At 64.0% G+C, this 18,424-nt stretch carries 14 protein-coding genes and 2 pseudogenes; 7 read left to right on the top strand and 9 right to left on the bottom strand.

What is annotated here, in order from left to right; genetic code table 11:
* Positions 1-487 precede the first annotated feature (487 nt).
* From B0G74_RS47735 to B0G74_RS38055, 4 genes and pseudogenes are all read left to right on the top strand, one after another.
* Complete coding sequence (locus B0G74_RS47735) at positions 488-853, top strand: LuxR C-terminal-related transcriptional regulator (protein ID WP_347814527.1); 366 nt, start codon at positions 488-490, stop codon at positions 851-853.
* Positions 801-1,554: pseudogene (locus B0G74_RS38065) on the top strand (lyase family protein); the annotation flags it as partial. The gene B0G74_RS47735 and the pseudogene B0G74_RS38065, both read left to right, overlap by 53 nt.
* Positions 1,555-1,788: 234 nt before the next feature.
* Positions 1,789-2,528: pseudogene (locus B0G74_RS38060) on the top strand (TSUP family transporter); the annotation flags it as partial.
* Positions 2,529-2,547: 19 nt separating this feature from the next.
* Entirely contained in the window at positions 2,548-2,808 is a 261-nt protein-coding gene (locus B0G74_RS38055; protein WP_132381986.1) for a hypothetical protein, read from the top strand.
* An 82-nt stretch (positions 2,809-2,890) separates the two neighbouring features.
* On the opposite strand, the gene B0G74_RS38050 is transcribed toward B0G74_RS38055, so the two are convergent.
* Entirely contained in the window at positions 2,891-4,795 is a 1,905-nt protein-coding gene (locus tag B0G74_RS38050; RefSeq protein ID WP_132381984.1) for an AAA family ATPase, read from the bottom strand.
* Positions 4,796-5,326: 531 nt separating this feature from the next.
* On the opposite strand from B0G74_RS38050, the gene B0G74_RS38045 reads away from it, so the two are divergent.
* Entirely contained in the window at positions 5,327-6,352 is a 1,026-nt protein-coding gene (locus tag B0G74_RS38045) for a nitronate monooxygenase (RefSeq protein WP_132381982.1), read from the top strand.
* Between the two features lie 159 nt (positions 6,353-6,511).
* Here B0G74_RS38045 and B0G74_RS38040 read toward each other — a convergent pair whose 3' ends face one another.
* On the bottom strand, positions 6,512-6,799 hold the full coding sequence (locus B0G74_RS38040; RefSeq protein WP_207915772.1) for a hypothetical protein: 288 nt from the start codon (positions 6,797-6,799) through the stop codon (positions 6,512-6,514).
* Positions 6,800-7,107: 308 nt separating this feature from the next.
* Between B0G74_RS38040 and B0G74_RS38035 the strand changes: the two genes are divergently transcribed.
* The gene (locus B0G74_RS38035) at positions 7,108-8,148 is read left to right on the top strand and encodes an AraC family transcriptional regulator (RefSeq protein WP_132381980.1); all 1,041 of its coding nucleotides are present in this window, start codon (positions 7,108-7,110) and stop codon (positions 8,146-8,148) included.
* A gap of 4 nt (positions 8,149-8,152) precedes the next feature.
* Here the strand turns inward: B0G74_RS38035 and B0G74_RS38030 are convergent, their stop codons facing one another.
* The 7 genes from B0G74_RS38030 to B0G74_RS38000 form a co-directional block, all read right to left on the bottom strand.
* Positions 8,153-9,466, bottom strand: coding sequence for an MFS transporter (locus B0G74_RS38030; protein ID WP_132381978.1), 1,314 nt, complete (start codon positions 9,464-9,466; stop codon positions 8,153-8,155).
* Between the two features lie 130 nt (positions 9,467-9,596).
* Positions 9,597-10,451: an IclR family transcriptional regulator gene (locus tag B0G74_RS38025; protein ID WP_132381976.1), complete on the bottom strand. Its 855-nt coding sequence runs from the start codon at positions 10,449-10,451 to the stop codon at positions 9,597-9,599.
* Positions 10,452-10,548: 97 nt separating this feature from the next.
* Entirely contained in the window at positions 10,549-11,934 is a 1,386-nt protein-coding gene (locus tag B0G74_RS38020; RefSeq protein ID WP_132381974.1) for an MFS transporter, read from the bottom strand.
* Positions 11,935-12,051: 117 nt separating this feature from the next.
* Positions 12,052-12,885, bottom strand: coding sequence for a sugar phosphate isomerase/epimerase (locus B0G74_RS38015; RefSeq protein ID WP_132381973.1), 834 nt, complete (start codon positions 12,883-12,885; stop codon positions 12,052-12,054).
* A gap of 40 nt (positions 12,886-12,925) precedes the next feature.
* Complete coding sequence (locus B0G74_RS38010; RefSeq protein WP_132381971.1) at positions 12,926-13,537, bottom strand: NIPSNAP family protein; 612 nt, start codon at positions 13,535-13,537, stop codon at positions 12,926-12,928.
* Positions 13,537-15,321, bottom strand: coding sequence for an FAD-dependent oxidoreductase (locus B0G74_RS38005; RefSeq protein ID WP_132381969.1), 1,785 nt, complete (start codon positions 15,319-15,321; stop codon positions 13,537-13,539). Before B0G74_RS38005 ends, B0G74_RS38010 begins: the two co-directional genes overlap by 1 nt.
* Positions 15,322-15,423: 102 nt before the next feature.
* Positions 15,424-17,226, bottom strand: a complete 1,803-nt coding sequence (locus B0G74_RS38000; RefSeq protein WP_132381967.1) for an FAD-dependent oxidoreductase — start codon at positions 17,224-17,226, stop codon at positions 15,424-15,426.
* Between the two features lie 143 nt (positions 17,227-17,369).
* Between B0G74_RS38000 and B0G74_RS37995 the strand changes: the two genes are divergently transcribed.
* Entirely contained in the window at positions 17,370-18,287 is a 918-nt protein-coding gene (locus B0G74_RS37995; protein ID WP_132381964.1) for an NAD(P)-dependent oxidoreductase, read from the top strand.
* The last annotated feature ends 137 nt before the right edge of the window (positions 18,288-18,424 follow it).

Genomic DNA, 18,424 nt, shown 5'->3' with positions numbered 1-18,424 from the left:
CGAAAGGTCAGCCATTCATCGGTCGTCGTTGGGGGCGGGCACACACTGAGGGAATCGGTGCTTGTTCCTCGGTTCGTCAACGAATGGCTCTGACCCTGGCCTTGGCTCGCAGGCAATTTCGATGGGTTGCCGCTGATTCTGCTGGAAGGTACCGCGATGTTTGCCGCGCTGTCCGGCGATGGTGAGTACCCCCTCCACTATCATGCGATGTGATGCGGCCGCGTTGCGGCTTCGCGAGGTACCCAGATGGCTGCTGGCCCGACCCACCGAATGACGACTGAAACCGCTGGAGCCGGCGGTCCGGTCGTCTTTGTCGTCGATGACGACAAGGGAATCAGGCATGCCCTCGACACGCCTATGCGCTCAGTAGGCTTGCGCGTCGAAACGTTCGAGTCCCCGGACGAATTTCTCCGGTTTCGTCCACGCTGCCTCATCCTTTACGTGCGGCTCCGCGGGAGGCGTTTCACCAGGAAATCGCAGTAGCGGCATGCGCATTCCCGTCGTCTTCATGACCGGTCATGGAGACATCGAGATAGAAGTGAAGGCGATGAAGGCCGGCGCGCTGGACTTCCTTGCCAACCCGTTCAACGACCAGGACATGCTCGACGCAGCGGGTCAAGCGCTGGCACAAGACAGTGAGCGGCTCGCGGCAGAGGCCGCGTTAGCCGTCCTGCGCGCCTCGTACCAATCCCTGTCATCGCGCGAGAAAGAGGTGATGGCCTTTGTGCTTTCCGGCCTGCTGAACGAGCAGATTGCCACCGAGATGACCCTCAGCGAAATCACGGTCAAGGTTCACCGTGGACATCAATCTCGGCGCCACTGCGATAGGAACCGGCATTACTGCCCACCCTGATTGTGCAGTTGCCGCTTGCCACCATCTGCGTCAGAACACCGGCTATGCCTTCCTCACTGCCGGAAATCTGGTTGGAGGCTACGCAAGATTGCGGCGCGTTCGTGCAGGTTTCGGGCGTTCTCAAACGCATCGCAGTGAAGCTTTCCAAAACCTGCAATGACCTTCGATTGCTTTCGTCTGGTCCGCGGTGCGGCTTTGGAGAAATCCAGTTGCCTCCGATGCAGGCCGGCTCCAGCATCATGCCGGGAAAGGTTAATCCGGTCATCCCAGAGGTCGTCAATCAAATCGCCTTTGAGGTCATTGGAAACGACCTCACGGTCACGCTCGCGGCAGAAGGAGGCCAGCTTCAGCTCAACGCCTTCGAGCCCATCATCGCATTCAGCCTGTTCAAAAGCATTCAGCATCTGGCTGCAGGGTGCAAGACGCTTGCGGACAGATGCGTTCGAGGAATCGTGGCGAACATTGACCAGCTTCGCGCAAGCGTAGAGCGGTCCATCGGTGTGGTCACAGCGCTGAACCCGTACATCGGCTGCGCCAACGCAACCCAGATAGCCCGCGAGGCGCTCGAGACGGGCGCCGCAGTCTATGACCTCGTCTTGTCACGTGGTCTGTTGTCAAAGGCAGACTTGGACCGAATCCTGGGACCCGCTGACCCTCACAGTACCCGAAAACCGACCTCGGTCCTATTTACGCACTCCTGAAATTCTTCGCTTACAGACAAATATCTACCGGAAATGGCTCTTCAAAAAATCGGTAAATAAACGCGCGACTTCGCGTCCCGCCTCCGCTCGACTGGAATCAGGTATGGACATAGAGCTTTGTCACAGCCCCCTAAAAACGCCACAACTATGGACGCTTTAGAAGGCCCAAAAAACTCATTGAAATCATAGGCCTGGCATCATGTCCACATAACAGTAACATCAGGGTGGCTCGCCAGCATCGGCGTACCGCTCGTGGCGATGCCGATCCTCAGCCACTTCCTGCCGATCAAGGAAGCGGTTCTTCTGCTGTCGATGCCGATCATCCTCGGCAATATCCCGCAGGCACTCGAAGGCGGTGAACTGCTGCCGACCGTCCGGCGCATCGCCGCGCCGCTGATCGGCACGGTGATCGGCAATATCGTCGGCGTGAGCATATTGATTCGCTCGCGCCGCATCGCGCGCAAGCGGCTGCCGGCCTCTTGCTGATGGTCGCGTCGTTGCTGTTGCTGGCTTCGCCACGGCTGACGCTGTCGCCGACGTGGGCCAAGCCGGCCGGGTTCGTACTGGGATTCGGCGCGGCGCTCATGGAGAGCATTGCTTCAGTGCCAGGGCCCTTGCTCGCGATGTATCTGATCGCCACGGGCGCGACGGAGCGTTCACGAAGCAGATCGCCATCATTCTGGTGGTGTCGATCATCACGCTCGTCGCGACATTCAGCGGCGGCGCGCATGCCAGTTGGACGGATCTCGCCATCTCGGCCTGCGCGAGCGTGCCGGTGATCGCGGGAATGCTGCTGGTGCGGCCCTTGCGAGACCGCCTGCCGCCTGCCGCCTGCCGCGTTCCGGGTCCTCGTGCTGGTGTTCGTTGCGGCCGCCGCAGCGCAGATGATCTGGAAATCCATAGGGTTTGCGCCGTTAGCGCTTACGCAAAACGGGCCGTGGTACGCGCATTGCTGCACAACGGTGTACCCCTAATTCAACCGGAGAGCCCGTCGTGGCAACCATGGCCAATTCCCCGAATGAGCAAGAGCACGAGCGCCAGCCCGAAGAAGACCCGGGCGGCCCGCCTACCAAGGTGTCCAAGCCGATCGGCGACGCAATTCCCACACCGGTCGAGCCGGGGCTCGATCAACCGCTGCCGAAAAAAGGCGAAACACCGCCGCCCGCTGACGACGCCAACGCCGATGGCGAGGCGCTGGGCGACACCGAAACGCCTCCGGGCGTTCCTGAGCCCGGTCCGTCCGATTTCGCGTAACTAGCGCCGGGCAATAAAAAAGCGGCGCCATTTACTGGCGCCGCCCGTCGATTGCCGTCGCGGCAGTCAGTCGATTATCGGTTCACGCCGCTTCCGGCTCGTGAACGATCTTCAGCGTGCTCTTGTGTTCCCTGATCAACCGGTACACGGTTTCTCCGGGCACGGTCTCCTGCTCGAGCAATTCGTCCGCGATTGCGCGCAGCACCGGCTCGTACGCGTGCAGCAAACCGTAGCACAGTTCATTCAACTCCTTGAGCAGCACGTTCGCATGCTCGATGGCGCTCTTCATTTGCAAACCCGCGTACTGCGACGGCAGCGCCGCGAGGCTGAACAGATCGCCGTCGCTGTTGAAGCCGAATTTCGACACCATGTCGAGGCTGATGCGCGACGCTTCCTGCAAATCCGAAGCCGCACCGCTCGATGCTTCGGAGAACGTGAGAATTTCCGCGTTGCGGCCGCCGAGCAAAACCTGGATTTCGTTGCGAATCTCGGTCTCGCGATACAAATGCTTGTCCTGCGCTTTCGTGATGAGCGCAACACCCAGCGCACCGCCGCGCGGCAGGATCGTGACCTCTTCCAGCACGCCCGTGCCCAGCAGCGCGGCGACGAGACCATGCCCCGCTTCGTGCACGGCGATGCGCGTGCGTTCGTCCTCGCTGAGCGCGCGCTCGGCGCCGCTCACGTCGCCGATGCGCGCAATCTTGATCGCTTCCATGAAATGCTTCGAGGTGATTTCGGTGTCGCCGGATTTGCGCGCGACGAGCCCCGCCTGATTCACCACCATCGCGACCGTTGCCGGCGACAGGCCCGTGGTCAGGCGCGCCAACTGATCGTAGTCGATGTCGGCCGCTTTCGACTTCAGCTTCTCCGCGTAGAAACGGAAAATCTTCGCGCGGTCTTCGCGATCGGGCAAACGGACCTGCACGGTGCGATCGAAGCGGCCCGGCCGGCGCAACGCCTCGTCCAGATTGTCGGGGTGATTGGTGGCCGCGACGATGATGACGCCTTCGTTGGAAGCGAAGCCATCCATTTCCGCCAGCAACTGATTGATGATGCGGTTGCTCTCCGCTTCGACCGGGCCGCTGCCCGTATCCGTGCGCTTGGCGAGCCCGTCCGCTTCGTCGATGAAGATCACCGTGGGCGCATTCTTGCGCGCCAGTTCGAACAGATGCTTGACCTTCTGGATACCGACGCCGTAATACTTCGCGCTGAAATAGCTGCCCGTGATCGAGATGAAGTTCGCGCCGCACTCGCCGGCCAGCGCCTGGGCAAGCCGCGTCTTGCCGACGCCGGGGCCCCCCACCATCAGAATGCCGCACGGCGCGCGCACGCCCATCGACGTGAATTGCTTCGGGTCGGAAAGATAGCCGCGAATGTCCGCGAGCGCCGCCTTCGCTTCGCCCGCGCCGATCACGTCGTCGAAACGCAGGGCGGGCGCCCTGGCGAGCAGCGTGGCGCCGCCGCGCATTTCGCGGCGCATGAACCACACCATGCCGCCGATCAACAACAGCGGCAACAGCAGGCTGATGGCGTCGCGCGTCTGGTCGAAGACCTGCACCCAGCGCGAGCCGCCGGTTTGAATATCCGCATCGGGAAGCCAGACGAGTTGATACGCCGCGGCCTCGTCGGCCTTCGGTTCGCCGAGCAGCAGCGCATGCGAGAACGTCGCGTTGTGGTCGGTGACGAAGTATTTCGTGCCGTCGCGCTTCGAAATCAGAATCGCGTTGGGGCTCACGCCGATCGCGGCAACCTTGGCGTCGTGAATATCGCGCAACATTTGCGAGGCGTCTTTCTCTTTATGCGTCCATGCCGAGGAATCGTGGCGCATCTGGCTCGCGACGCCGGTCAGCGCCGGCGCGACCTGCGCTGCGCGCTGCTGGTAATGCCACACGCCAAAGGCGAGCAACACTGCGATAAGTGCCGCCGTCACCGAGATGGCGATCTTGCGTGAGCGTCTTTTACCAAGCGAGTTATTTCCCGGCTTCATGAGTCAGTTCCAAAAACGGGCCCAATGCGAGCCCCGATACTTGTCAAAGTTCAGATGGGCAGAGGTTGGCGGAGGGGGATCGACTGATGCGACACCATGCATGACCGGAAGAAAGGACACCCAACCATACGTCCCTTTTAATAACGTGCACACGGCCAGTATGCCGTGCCGCCGCTTCTTCCAAATCGCAGAAAAGGCCTAGTTCTACCGTCTATCCAGCGCTTTCGAGCCGCCGGATTTTGGGGAGCGAGCGCTGCGTGCATTGCGGTAACAGACTGCTCCGGCGCACAGTTTATCAGCGCTAAATTCATTGCGTATTCTGCATATCTACTATTAACCGCTCCCTATTTAAAAGCGGTCAGAATTACTGAATATCACCTTGCCGTGCTCGCCTATCTTCTGACGAAAAATACCCGCTGCCGCCGCGCTCGTCTGCATCTACTCTAAAGAGACTGCCGTGGATGCAGGTTCGATGCGGCGAGCCGCACAATCCTGTGCATTACCGCCGCGCGACACGATGAGAGGACCGCCATGCATGACGACACCCCGCTGTTCGATACTGCGCTGACGCGTTTGCTCGGTTGTCGACACCCCGTGATTTCGGCCGGAATGGGCGGCCCGGCGCGCGCCGAGTTGGCGGTCGCCGTTTCCGACGCCGGCGGATTCGGCCTGCTCGGCATGGTTGGGGAAGCGCCGGAAATGATCGAGTGTGAGATCGCCGCGGTGCGCGCAACGACGAACCGGCCGTTCGGCGTCAATCTGATTCCTTTCCGGACGGAGCCCGCGCTGCTCGATGCGCAACTCGCCGTGTGCCGCGCGGCGCGGGTGCCGGCCATCTGCTTCTTCTGGGATGTCATGCCTGACGTGGTAAAACGGGCCAAAGATGTCGGCGCGCTCGTCCTCTGGCAGGTGGGCTCGCTCGAAGAGGCGCTTGCCGCGCAGCAGGCCGGCGTGGACGCGGTCATCGCGCAAGGCGTCGAAGCGGGCGGCCACGTGCGTGGGCGCATCGGCATCATGGCGCTGCTGCCGGAAGTCGCGCAGCGTTTGCACGTGCCGGTGGTGGCCTCCGGCGGCTTCGCGACCGGCGCCGGGCTGATTGCCGCGCTAGCGCTTGGCGCGGCGGGCATTCAGTGCGGCACGCTATTCGTCGCGACGCATGAGTCTTTCGCGCACGACTATCACAAGCAGCGAATCGTCGATGCCCAGGCGGGCGACACCGTGCACACCGACCTTTACGCGATCAACTGGCCGCCCGGCTCACCGGTGCGCGTGCTGGCGAACAGCGTGACGCGCGAGGCCGGCGAACGTCTGTTCGGCAATCATCCGCATGTGTTGCCGCGAGAAGAAATCGCCCACGACGATCAAGGGCCGATCTACAAGTTCAGCACGATTTCGCCGCTCCGCGATACGGTGGGCGATCTCGAGAAAATGGCGTTGTTCGCGGGGGAATCGTCGGCGCTAGTCGAACGATGCGTGCCGGTGGCGGAAGTCATCGACCGGCTCATGAGCGAGGCGGTGGACGCAGCGGCCCGGATTCGCGCCGCAGGTGTTCATTGACACTCAAGCGCTGAGGATGTGCGACGGGCCTCTTCGGGCCCGTTCGCACCATCGCCATTTGCTCTCAGGCTCTGCTGCTTTTATTAGCGATGCCGGCATGCATCGATCTGGTTCTCCCCGACTGAAATCCGGTTCTCGCGTTCCTATGCTTCGACCGACTCAAGCGGCCGTGCGCGGCTTCAGCGCATTCCGCGCCATCTGCGCCATCTGAGCTTCGCTCGCGAGTCTGTCGAGAAGTCTCGTCAGGCGGTGCCGCTGACTGGCAATCAGCTCGTAAGTCTCTTCGAGCGCCCGGATCCGTTTTTCCCAATACTCGTGGTCGAGCGGATACAGCCCGCCGGACGCGTCCCCACGCGTCAGGTACTCCACCACGTTCTCGAAATGTTGCAACTGGCTGTCTACCAGACTAGCCGGACGCCGAGCGCCGCGTTGCACGGTCGGTTGCATGTTCGTGCCGCTCATCTTTGATACCCCGTGAATTACCTGTCGGCAAAGCGTGAACCTCGCACCCTTGCACCGCGCGAAATGGCTCGACGCTGTTTCTGCGCGCAGTTGCGATTCCGATAACGGGGCGGCGGTCGACTGCCTGCCGCGCCGTAAGCGAAAACGATCTGCATCTAATCACGCAACATTAATGCCGCTTTTTTGTTAGGCTTGACCGTACGTCTCAAAATTGGACGACCGGGCGTGAAATAGCCGGGTAGACACGCCGCGGCCCCGTCGGCACGCCCGTCTCGCTTGTAACAACCGATTCAATGAACCAGCGCACCCTGCCGCAACATCTGGCCGCGGCCGCCGCGGCCGATTCGCGCTCCGCCATTTCGACGAGCCGCTTCAGTACGCACGGACTGGCACCCGCCGAACAATTCCTCGCCTGGCGCCAGCGCGTGGGCCATGTGGTCGACGCGCCGCCGTCGAAAGCGCAGGTTGCCGGGGGTTTTCGCGGTGAAATCGATTTATACGCGGTCGGCGGCATGATTTTTACGGACTGCCGCACCGATTCGATGCTGCTGGAACGCTCGGTGGCCCGCGTATCCACCGATTCGCGGCGTGATTACGTGTTTCAGCTCTTCGTGGAAGGGGAAGTCGGCCACGTCACCGGCATGCACAAGAAACGCAGCGCGCCGGGTTCGGTGGCAGGCATCGTCGCATTCGATCTGAACCAGCCGTTCCGCGCCGAACGCCCCGAATGCCGCCTTCTGAGCCTGTTCGTACCGGCAGCGGTGGTGGACGAAGCGTTACGCGACGGCGCGGCGATTCACGGCCGCATCGTCCAGCAAGGCTCGCCGCTGACCGACGTCGTGCTGGATCACATGACAGCGCTCGCCCGCGACATTGCGCGGCTCGATCCGGTCAGCGCCATCGATGCCCTGCAGGCAGGGACGCAGTTGCTGGTGGCCACGTTTCGCAAGGAGGCGCGCCTAAGCGGCGCGGGCCGCGCCGCGCTGCAGGCCGCGGTGATGGGCCGGGTACGCCGCTATATCGAAGCCAATCTGCACCAGGGCGACCTCACGCCAACCAGCGTGGTTCAGGCGCTGCAACTGAAGCGCGCGACGATCTATCGCTGGTTCGAGCACGAAGGCGGTCTCGGCGCCTATATTCGCAACCGCCGGCTGCGCGAGGCGGCGGACGAACTAGTCCGTTATCCGCATGTGCAGGTGGCGGAAATCGCTTTTGGACTCGGCTTTCAGAGTGCGTCCGACTTCACCCGCGCGTTTCGCCGCGCCTTCGACATGAGCCCGCAAGACATGCGCGCCCGCGCCCTCGACCTGCAGCACTTGCGCAACGCAGCCTAGCGTTTCAGGCAGCCGGCTGCGACGCGCTTGCAGCGCGAGCGCCCGCATCCGGTTCCGCTTCCGGGAACGCCTTTAGCGCGATCAGCGTGAGCGCGGTGGCGCCCATCAGATACCACGCCGGGATCATCGGATCGTCCGTCCGGTTGATGAGCCACGTCACCAGAAACGGCGAAAATCCACCGAACAGGACCACGCCCAAGCTGTAAATCACCGATAGTCCGGCCGCGCGCCGGTGCGCCGGAAACGCTTCCATCATCAGCACCGAAGCGGCGCCGGCGTTGTTCACCGCGAGCGCCACGTAAGCCGTGATGATGACGAGCGCCGCGAGATCGCCGGCGCCGTGAGTCAGCGCCCAGAAAGCGGGCCATGCCGCCGCCAGCGACGCCACGAGCGACGCGTATTGCAGCGTTTTGCGGCTCGCGAGCCGGTCGGCCGCGCGCGCGATCAGCGGCGTCACCACGAGAATCACCACGCCTGAGAGGCACGCCGTCAAAAGGCTGATCGCCGGCGGCCGGTGCAATGTACGCACCAGATAGGCCGGCATGTAGAACACGGTAATGTAGATGCTCACGGAAGGCGCCGCCATCATCAGAATGCCGTAGACGAGCGGGCGCGTGTGCTCCGCAAACAGCCGCCGCGGGCTGAGCCGCGTGCGCTCTTGCGGCGCGGCCGCCGGCATGCGACGGCGCAGGTACCAGCCGACCGGGCCGATCAATCCGCCCAGCACGAACGGAATGCGCCAGCCCCAGTCGTGCATGGCGGCGGGCGACAGAAATGCCGTGGTGGCCGCCCCGACCAATGCGGCGGCGAAAGCGGCCGCGCCCTGGCTGGCGCCGCGCCAGCTCACCATGAAACAGCGGTGCCGGTAGCCGGCCGACTCCATCAGCGACGCCGACGCCGGGCCGATCTCGCCGCCCGCCGCGAGCCCCTGCATCAGGCGCGCGAGCACCATCAGCACGGTCGCCGCCGGACCGATCGATGCGTAGCTCGGCAGACATGCGATCAGCCACGTGCCGAGCGTCATCAATGTGAGCGATACGGTGAGTCCGGCTTTGCGGCCGCGGCTGTCGGCAATGTGACCGATCATGATCGCGCCGAGCGGACGCATCACGAAGCCCGCGCCGAAGGTGGCAAGCGAGAGCAATAGCGACGACGCCGGATTGTGCGACGGAAAGAACAGATTGCCGATCACGACAGCGGAAAAGCTGTAGACGGTGAAGTCGTAAGCGACAAAACCATTGCCGATCACAATGGCGGCGACGATACGCCTGAGTTCGGCGCGGGACAGCGGGGCCGCTTTGCCGGCAGCAGTGTGCATGAGTGGCCGTCGACGAATTCGTGGAGATTTTCAGGAAAGTAACAGAAGAAACGCGAGCGGGTTATTCAGCTCAACGGCCCGGCGCGATGAAATTTGACGCGGCGCGGGCACGTGGCAACCCGCTCGAGGCTCAAGCGGCACGCGGCCGTCCTTTGCGCTTCGGCTCGACCGGCTGCACCACGGCCGCCACCGGCGCCACGCGCAGACTGCGCTTGAAATACGGCGAACTCATGGTGGCCGCGCCCATATCCGACGCGGCTTCGAGCAAGGCCGGCGCCAGCTCTTTCAGGCGCGCTTCCGGCAAACGGCTGGTCGGGCCCGCGAGACTGACGATCCCCACCACCAGCCCCGTCAACGGATGACGGATCGCCGCCGCCATCGAAGTCATGCCCGCCTCGTAGGTTTCGCTGGCGACGCCGTAGCCGCGCTTGCGCGCGCCCGCCAGGTCCTGCAGGAACTGCTGGATCGTTTTCGGCGCCTTCGGGCCGCGCGGGCCCGCCTTGCCGATGCCGCCCTGACGCGACACGAGTTCGAGCGCTTCCTCGTCGCTCATGGTGGCGAGCCACGCCTGGCCGCTCGCCGTGCAATGCAGCGGCGGCTGGCTGCCCATGTCCGGGTCGTAGCGCAAGCCGGATTTGGCGCCCTGCGCCTTGCCGACGAACGTGATGTGATCGTCCTCCACCACTCCCAACCGCGCCAGTTCGCCCGACGCTGCCGCCAGCCGGTCGAGCACCGGTTGCGAAATATCCAGCACGCCGCCGGTGGACAGCCACATCAGCGCGAGCGACACCAGTTTGAGCGCCAGCACGTATTCGCCGTGCTCGTCCTGCCGCACGTAGCCCTCTTCGCTCAATTCGGCCAGCAGGCGATGGGTGCCGCTGCGCGGAATATTCAGCGTGTCGGCGATCGCGGCCAACTGCATGCTGCCGCCCTGCTTCGCCAGCAATTCGATGATGGCCAGCGCCCGCTCCAGATTCCCCGCCATGTTGCACTCTCGGTTCGATTTCGATACCGAATGAGAACACGATTCCATATCGGAACTCAAGAGCGCCCGCACTATGCGCCAATGAATTTCGCTGATCTCAGTGTCCGATGCCCGCGCTGACCTGCAGCACCGGCCCGCGATGGCGTGCGCCCTTGAGCAGCACCGCCGCCGCGCCGACCGCGGCCGGCAGCGCGAGCGACGTGAACACCTGGCCGAAGCCCCAGTTTGCGTGCAGCATGCCGGCGCCCAGCATCGCCCCCGCAATCCCGCCGAAGCGGCCGATGCCCAGCATCCAGCTCGTGCCGGTGGCGCGCATGCGGGTCGGATAGGAGCCCGCCGCCAACGCGCAGAATCCCGTGTTGGAGCCGTTCATGCAGTAGCCCATGCCGAACGCCAGCACGCTGATCGCGGTGATGCCGTGGCCGGGCAAGCCCATGTACCAGGCCAGCACGCCGCCCATGAACACGGTTGCGCCCAGCGCCCGATGCGGATTGAAACGGTCCATCTGCCAGCCGATCGCCAGCGAGCCGATCGTGCCGCCCGCCTGAAACAGCGCGCCGACCACCGCCGCTTCGGCGAGCGTGAAGCCCGCGCCGCGAATCAGCGTCGGCAGCCAGCTGCCGAGCAGATACACGGTCAGCAAGCCGGCGAAGTAGCAGACCCACAGCATCACCGTGCCGAATGCGTAGTCGCGCGACAGGATCAAACGGACCGGGCTGCGTTCGCGCCGCGGCGTGTCGTGCGCGACGAAGCGCGTGGACTGATCGGCGCTGCCGGGTTCGAGGCGGTTCATCACCGTCACGAGACGCGCGCGGCGCGTTTCCTTGAGCGCCAGGAAGCGCGCGGATTCGGGCAGCCATTTGATCATCAGCGGCACGTAGAGAATCGGCAGGACGCCACCGAGAATCAGCACCGAATGCCAGCCGTGCGACGCGATCAGCCATGCGCTCACGAACCCGCCACCGGCCGCGCCGAGCGTGAAGCCGCAAAACACCGTCGTCACCATCAGCGCGCGGCAGCGTTGCGGCGCGTATTCGGCCATCAGCGTGGCGGCGTTGGGCATGGATGCGCCGAGACCGAGGCCTGTGAGAAAGCGCAGCACCGTGAGTTCGCTGATGTTGCTCGCGAAGGCGGAGCCGAGACTCCAGACGCCGAAGAACAGCACCGCGCCCGTCATCACTGTCTTGCGGCCGAAGCGGTCCGCGAGCGGCCCCGCGCACAGCGCGCCGAATGCGAGGCCGAGCAGGCCGCCGCTCATCACCGGGCCAAGCGCGTCACGCGGAATCGCCCACGCGCTCGACAAAGCCGGCGCGATGAAACCGACCATCACGGTATCGAGTCCGTCGAGCGTGACGATGAACATGCACATCAACAACACGAGAATCTGAAAGCGCCCGACGGGTTGTTCGTCGAGCAACTGCTGCACGTCGATGACGCGCGAAGCGGACGCGGGTTTCCGCGGCGCCTTGAGTAAAGGTTCCATCAGGTGTCTCCAGACTGTTGTTATCGTTATCGCTATCGATTGAGGTTGCCGGTCTCATGCCGCGCGCCATCTTTGGCGTGCGCTTCGGCGGACCGGCTCGAACGAAGATGAAACCGACTACGTCATCGCATAGGTCCGTTCGAGTACGGCGAGCGTCGCCTCGCGCAGCTTGCGGGCGCGCTCCACCGCGGGCGCGGTTTGAGCCCACCGTTGGGTCGGCACTTCGATACTGATCGGCAAATGATCCGGCAGCGCGCGCAGAATGCCGCCAAGGTCGAGGCCGCCCTCGCCCGGAATCAGACGCTCGCAACGCGCCTGGTACAGCAGCGTGTCGAGGTCGGCAGGACGCTCGGCCGGTGCGTCGCAAAACTGCACATAGCCGAAGTATTCGCGTGGCAACGCGCGCAATGCGTCGGTCGATGAACCCGCGCGGTCGAAGTGAATCGGGTCGACGATCAGGCCGGTATTGCGCCGTGCCGCCGCCTTGACGATGCGCGCGCCCTGCGTGATGTCCTTCACTTCGGTCCATGGCATCGGTTCGAGCGAAGGCGATAGGCCGAGCGGCGCAGCCAGATCGCAGAGTTGCGCGAGATGCTCCGCGGTGCGCGCTTCGTCAGGATCGTTGCCCGCAACGAGTACGTAGCGCGCGCCAAGTTCGGCGGCGGTATCGAGCATCGGCTTGTATGCGGCCACATCGGTATCGGGCTTGAGCCGCAGAATCTCGACGTCGAGCACCTTGACGCCGGTGTCGCGCAAACACGCAAGCGTCTCGCGCTTCAACGGCGTCGTGCCGATGATGTCGTGGCGTACTTCGTGATCCGTGGCGGGCAACAGGCGCAGCCCGACGAAGCCGTAGCCTGCCTCGGCCGCGCACTCCACCATTTGCGACGGGCTCAGTTCGAGCACGGTCAACGCCGATAGCGAGAGCGCCCGTGAGTTGTGCTGGGTCATGTCCTTTCCTGAGTTCGATTTCATCTCCGCGAGTCCGCGCTCAGCGCAACGGCGAGAACGGCGCCGGCACGCAGATCGTCGATTCCATCGTGGTCAGGTGCGCGGGGCCGCCCTTGGGCGGCCAGATGCCGTCCTTCACCGCTTCGGCGCGAATCCGCGAACGTTCGTCGACGCTCGCATACGGCCAGATGTTCAGAAAACGCGGCACGTTGCCGTCGAGCGAATACATCGCGCCGACCAGCGGCGAACGCTGCGTCCGCTCGGGCACCGCTTTCTCCCACGCGTCGATGGTGTGCTGCAGGCTCGCGAGCTTCGTGCCATAAACACGCATCTCGTAGATGCCGCCGTATACGGCCGGTTCGATCGGCGGCAGAAACGGAAAGAGCGAATAGCTGTCGATCTTCACGTCCGTGACGAATTCACCGCAGCCGAACGGGTTGCCTTCGAGCAGCATGCGTTTGCGCTCTGTGATCAACGCGGCTTCCGAATCGAAGCCGCGCAGCACCAGCACCTGGCCGAGCGCGCCGATATCGGAATGCCAGCAGCCGAGCAGCTTCGAGCCCGGTTGATCGCCGCTTGCCTGAATGCTTTCGAAGACCTGCGCGTTCGCGCCAATCTTCACCGTCAGTGTCACTACGTCGTAGAGCGTCATTACATGTGTCCTTGTGGCTGAATGATGGTGTTCGTGGTGTTCAAGGCGGCCGGGTTTGATGCGTGTTGCGCTACGTGCGCCGCGCGAGCTTCTCCGGCGATGGAAAGGCCCGCGAGATAACCGAAGGTCATCGCCGGGCCGAGCGTGATGCCGCCGCTCGGGTAGCAGCCACCCATCATGCTGGCGCTGTCGTTGCCGACCGCGTAGAGGCCTGCGACGGCCTGGCCCGCGTGATCGAGCACGCGAGCGGTGGCATCGGTAGCAAGGCCCGCAAATGTGCCGAGGCTGCCGGGCAGCAGCTTGACCGCATAGAACGGCCCGTCTTCGAGCGGCGCGAGACACGGACTCGGCGCGTGCCGCGCGTCGCCCTGCACGCGGTTGTACGGCGTCGAGCCCTTGTGGAACTGCGGGTCGAAGCCATCCTTCGCGTAGCTGTTATAGGCCGCCACGGTGCTCTCCAATCCATATCGATCGATGCCGCATTGCGCGGCCAGTTCGGCAAGACTGTCCGCACATTTCAGATAACCCAAGCGGCGATACGGCGCGGTGGGAAACGGAAACGGCTTCGAGAAGCCCAGCCCGTAGCGCCGCTGGAAACGATGATCGCAAACCAGCCACGCGCAGACCTCCTCACCGGCAGGGGTGGTACCGATCAGCGCGCTGACGAAATCGTGATACGACGAGGCTTCATTGACGAAGCGCTGGCCCGCGCGCGTCACCGCGATCACGCCCGGCTTCGCGCGCTCGATCAGATGCGGAAACGCGACGTCCGCGCGCCCCTTGCCTTGCGGCACGAGCGAGACCGGCGCCCAGGCTGCGGGCGTTTCGAGCGAAGCATCGAAGCGCGCACCGATCGATTCGCCGAGGCGAATGCCGTCGCCGGTATTGGTGAGCGGCGCGGCGGACCAGTGCTCGCGCCCCGACGGCGTATAGGAAAAAGTTTGCGCACGGCGCGCGAGGTCGTGCGGATAACCGCCGCACGCCAGCACCACGCCACGCGCGGCGCGCACCTCATGCGGCACGCCGTCGATCTCGACACGTGCGCCCACCACGCGGCCCGCCTCGCGCAGCAACGCGACGGCCTCGGCGTTGGTGCGCAGATCGACGCCGAGATCGGCTGCGGATTTGAGCAGCCGCGCGACCAGCGCATTCCCGTTCACCAGATGCATGGATCGGCCGTAACGCAGCTTGTGGCCCGCGAACACCGCGAGCCTGCGCAGCACGTGCCATGCGGCGCGCACTGAACGCGTGGCGTTGAAGAAATGCGCGAGGTCCTGCCCTGAACCGATCGCCATGCCTTTGAGCGTCACCACGCCGAGCGGCTCACGCAACCGCTCGATCAGCGACCCGAGTTCGCGGCCGTCAAATGGCATTGCGCACACCGAGCGGCCGCCGCTCACGGCACCGGGCGTGGTATGAAAATCGGGAATGCGGTTGCCGTCGACGAAACGCATGGACGTATTGCGTTCGAAGAACTCGATCATCTCGGGACCGTAGTCGAGCAACGCGTCGACCTTGTCCGCATCGAAGTGCGCGCCGAGTTCGTTGCGCAGATACGTGCGCGATGCTTCGGGTTCCTCGACAATACCTGCACGCGTTGCGAGCGGGTTGCCGGGAATCCACATCCAGCCGCCCGACCATGCGGTCGTACCGCCGAACACCGCGGCTTTTTCCGCCACCATCACACGCAGCCCGCGCGTCGCGGCGGTGACCGCGGTGGAGAGGCCGCCCGCGCCGGAACCCAGCACCAGCACATCACATTCGAGTATCGGATCGCGCTTCATTACCAGTTCGTTTCGTCGGTTGGGAAGAGATCGTCTCCGATCTATTTGTTGAATACTATTCCATTCTATAACTTCATTCAAACCAGGCTCAGCCCTGGTTCATCAGAAGATTTTCTCTTTGGCCCGCTGTGGGCTTACGTCAGCAGGTTCCGACCACGCCGCCGACGAGGTCCGCGCGGCCGAAGCGGTTTGGGCGCGCGCAGCCGCGTCGCGGCCGGCGAGATAGGCAAACGCGAGTCCAGGTCCCAACGTGATGCCGGGTCCGGGATACACGCCACCCATCACCGATTGCATGTCGTTGCCGCATGCGTACAAACCGCCGATAGGTTGATCGTCGCGACCCAGCACGCGGGCGTGCTGATCGCTGGCCAGTCCGGTCGCCGCGCCGATGTCGCCGGGATAGAGCCGCACCGCGTAGAACGGCGCGCGGCCGATCGGCCCGAGGCAAGGATTCGGTCCCGGCCAGTTTGCGTCGCCGTTGGCGCGCTGATAGTCGGTCGTGCCGCGCTGAAAATCCGCATCCGCGCCGGTCTGCGCGTATTCGTCGATGCGCGCGACGCTATCGGTCAATCCACGTGGATCGATACCCAGCTTGCCCGCGAGTTCGTCGAGCGTATCGGCGCGTGTCAGATAGCCGTCGGCGAGAAATGGGGCGAGGCCTTTGCCACCGGGACGCACCATGCCGAGACCGTATTTGCGCAAGCCTTCGGCATCCGTGACGAGATACGCGGGCACGCACGGCGACTGGCGATGCGCCTCCTGCATCGCGATACCGAACAGGTGATACGAAGTGTTTTCGTTGAGGAAGCGCTTGCCCGCCTGATTGACGACCACCATGCCGGGCTTGCCGCGATCCATCAGAAAGTGAGGGAACACCGCGGTCGTGCCATCCTTGCGCTTGCGTACGGAGACCGGCGCCCAGAACGCGTTGCTCAACGCGCCTTCGCCATAACGTGCGCCGATGGCGAGCGCGAGATCGTGCGCGCTGCCGGTGTGTCCTGGCGCGCCGGGACACCAGTTTGAATCCACGCCCGGCAGCATCGCGCTGCGCCGTTGCGGATGCCGGTTGAAGCCGCCGCTTGCGAGAATCACGCCACCCGTCACCGCGATTTGACGCCGCTGGCCGTTCTGGCTCAACGTGATTCCGTCGACACTGCCGTTTGCGCCGGTGCGCAGCGCTTCGAGTTTCGTGCTCACCAGCACGGTGACGTTGCGAGCCAGCAGCGAATAAAGCAGACGGCCGATCAGCGCATTGCCCATTACGAGACGCGTGCCGCGCGGCCAACTCATGCGGTCGCAAGCGTGGCGCGCGAGCAGCTTCACGGCGTGGCGCAGGGACTTGAGCGACTTCGTCATGCCGAGCAAATGACCGACGTCGTCGCGATCCACCATCATGCCGCCGAGCACCGTGAACTCGGGAATCGGCGGACGGATCAGCGCGAAGTGCTTGCCGAGCTTGCGGCCGTCGAAAGCGAGCGGCTCCAGCGCGCGGCCTCGTAAAGTCGAGCCTTCGAGTTCGGACAGATAGTCCGGATGAAACGGGCGCGCCCTGTATTTCACATCCGAATTCGCCTCGATATGCGCGACGGCCTGCGGGCCGGCGGCCAGAAACGCGCGACGCAACGCCTCGCTGCTGCGCTCTCCCACCGCGCGGCGCAGAAAAGCCTCGGCGTTGGCGCTGCTGTCGTCCGGATTGACGGAAGGGCCGTGCATCGAGTCGGGAATCCACGTTGTGCCGGCCGAATAGGCTGTCGTACCGCCCACGTATTCGGTGCTTTCCACCAGCAAAACGCGGGCGCCTTCGATGGCAGCGAACAGCGCCGCCGACATCCCTGCCCCGCCGGCGCCGATCACCACGACGTCGAACGTTTCGTTCTGCTGCAATCCGCTGAGTGTCTCCACCATGTCCTGCTCCTTTGCTCCTTGTCTGGGCCGCGACGAGTAGTTCGTCGCAGTTCGTCGACATCTGTAGAATTTGCTTTGATTTCGGAATACTATTCCACAAATGCAAAAATGCAAAATACTTCTGCACTCACGGAGGAAAGACGATGCGCGTATTGGTCACGGGAGGAAGCGGGTTTCTGGGGGCGTGGATCATGCGGCGCCTGCTCCGCAAAGGCATCAGCGTGCGGGCGTTCGATCTGCGCGCCGACACGCGCCTGCTGGAAGCGCTCGCGCCTGAGCAGGCCGCAACGGCGCAATGGGCGAGCGGCGACATGGCGAATCCAGCCGATGTGTCGCGCGCACTGAACGGCTGCGACGCGGTGATTCATCTCGCGGGCGTGCTCACGCCGGCTTGCGCGCTCGATCCGGTGCGCGGCGCGCAAATCAATCTGATCGGCACGCTCAATGTTTTCGAAGCCGCACGCGCGGCCGGTTTGAAGAATGTGCTGTACGCGAGCAGCGCGGGCGTCTTCGGACCCGATGACGGCGCCGTGCCTTTTCCGCAGACCTTTTACGGCGCGTTCAAGCTCGCCTGCGAAGGCGCGGCGCGCGCGTACTGGCACGACCACGGCATTGCCAGCGTCGGCTTCCGGCCTCTCGTCGTGTATGGCGCAGGGCGCGAAACGGGTTCGAGCGCTGGACCGAGCCTCGCGTGCCGCGCAGCGGCGCGCGGCGAGCCGTACACGATTCCGTTCACCGGCTCGACAGGCCTCGTTTTCGCGGACGATGTCGCCGCCGCCTATGAAGCCGCTCTCGTACGAGCGCCGCGCGGCGCGCATGTGTTCACCCTGGCGGGCGACATCGTTTCGGTGGATCAGGTCATCGAACGTATCGGCGTGATCGTGCCGGGCGCATGTATCGATACAACCGGCGCGCCGTTACCGATCGCCACGTCGTTCCCCGTAGATCCAACTCTTGAGGAGTTGCTGCCCGATCTGCCGCACACGTCGCTTGACGAAGGACTGCGTCAGACCGTGGATTTCTATCGACAACCTGCTTCATTTCACATTCATACGAAATGATTTCATTCTTGAATGCTATTCCACAAAACGTTAGAGTTCGCAGGAACGGACCCACCGGTCAAGGATCCGTTCGCGCCGAACCCACTCAAGCAAAATCGCCCGGCATCGCGCAAGATGAAAACCGGGCAACACTCTGG

The organism is Paraburkholderia sp. BL9I2N2 (assembly GCF_004339745.1).
Lineage (GTDB): Bacteria > Pseudomonadota > Gammaproteobacteria > Burkholderiales > Burkholderiaceae > Paraburkholderia.
The sequence above is the reverse complement of the archived record's forward strand: the minus strand, read 5'-3'. Positions and strand labels throughout refer to the sequence as shown.

Coding starts and splice junctions, on each gene's coding strand:
- B0G74_RS47735 (WP_347814527.1), top strand. CDS start 488: ATGCGCATTCCCGTCGTCTTCATGACCGGTCATGGAGACATCGAGATA.
- B0G74_RS38050 (WP_132381984.1), bottom strand. CDS start 4,795: ATGAAGCCGGGAAATAACTCGCTTGGTAAAAGACGCTCACGCAAGATC.
- B0G74_RS38045 (WP_132381982.1), top strand. CDS start 5,327: ATGCATGACGACACCCCGCTGTTCGATACTGCGCTGACGCGTTTGCTC.
- B0G74_RS38040 (WP_207915772.1), bottom strand. CDS start 6,799: ATGCAACCGACCGTGCAACGCGGCGCTCGGCGTCCGGCTAGTCTGGTA.
- B0G74_RS38035 (WP_132381980.1), top strand. CDS start 7,108: ATGAACCAGCGCACCCTGCCGCAACATCTGGCCGCGGCCGCCGCGGCC.
- B0G74_RS38030 (WP_132381978.1), bottom strand. CDS start 9,466: ATGCACACTGCTGCCGGCAAAGCGGCCCCGCTGTCCCGCGCCGAACTC.
- B0G74_RS38025 (WP_132381976.1), bottom strand. CDS start 10,451: ATGGCGGGGAATCTGGAGCGGGCGCTGGCCATCATCGAATTGCTGGCG.
- B0G74_RS38020 (WP_132381974.1), bottom strand. CDS start 11,934: ATGGAACCTTTACTCAAGGCGCCGCGGAAACCCGCGTCCGCTTCGCGC.
- B0G74_RS38015 (WP_132381973.1), bottom strand. CDS start 12,885: ATGACCCAGCACAACTCACGGGCGCTCTCGCTATCGGCGTTGACCGTG.
- B0G74_RS38010 (WP_132381971.1), bottom strand. CDS start 13,537: ATGACGCTCTACGACGTAGTGACACTGACGGTGAAGATTGGCGCGAAC.
- B0G74_RS38005 (WP_132381969.1), bottom strand. CDS start 15,321: ATGAAGCGCGATCCGATACTCGAATGTGATGTGCTGGTGCTGGGTTCC.
- B0G74_RS38000 (WP_132381967.1), bottom strand. CDS start 17,226: ATGGTGGAGACACTCAGCGGATTGCAGCAGAACGAAACGTTCGACGTC.
- B0G74_RS37995 (WP_132381964.1), top strand. CDS start 17,370: ATGCGCGTATTGGTCACGGGAGGAAGCGGGTTTCTGGGGGCGTGGATC.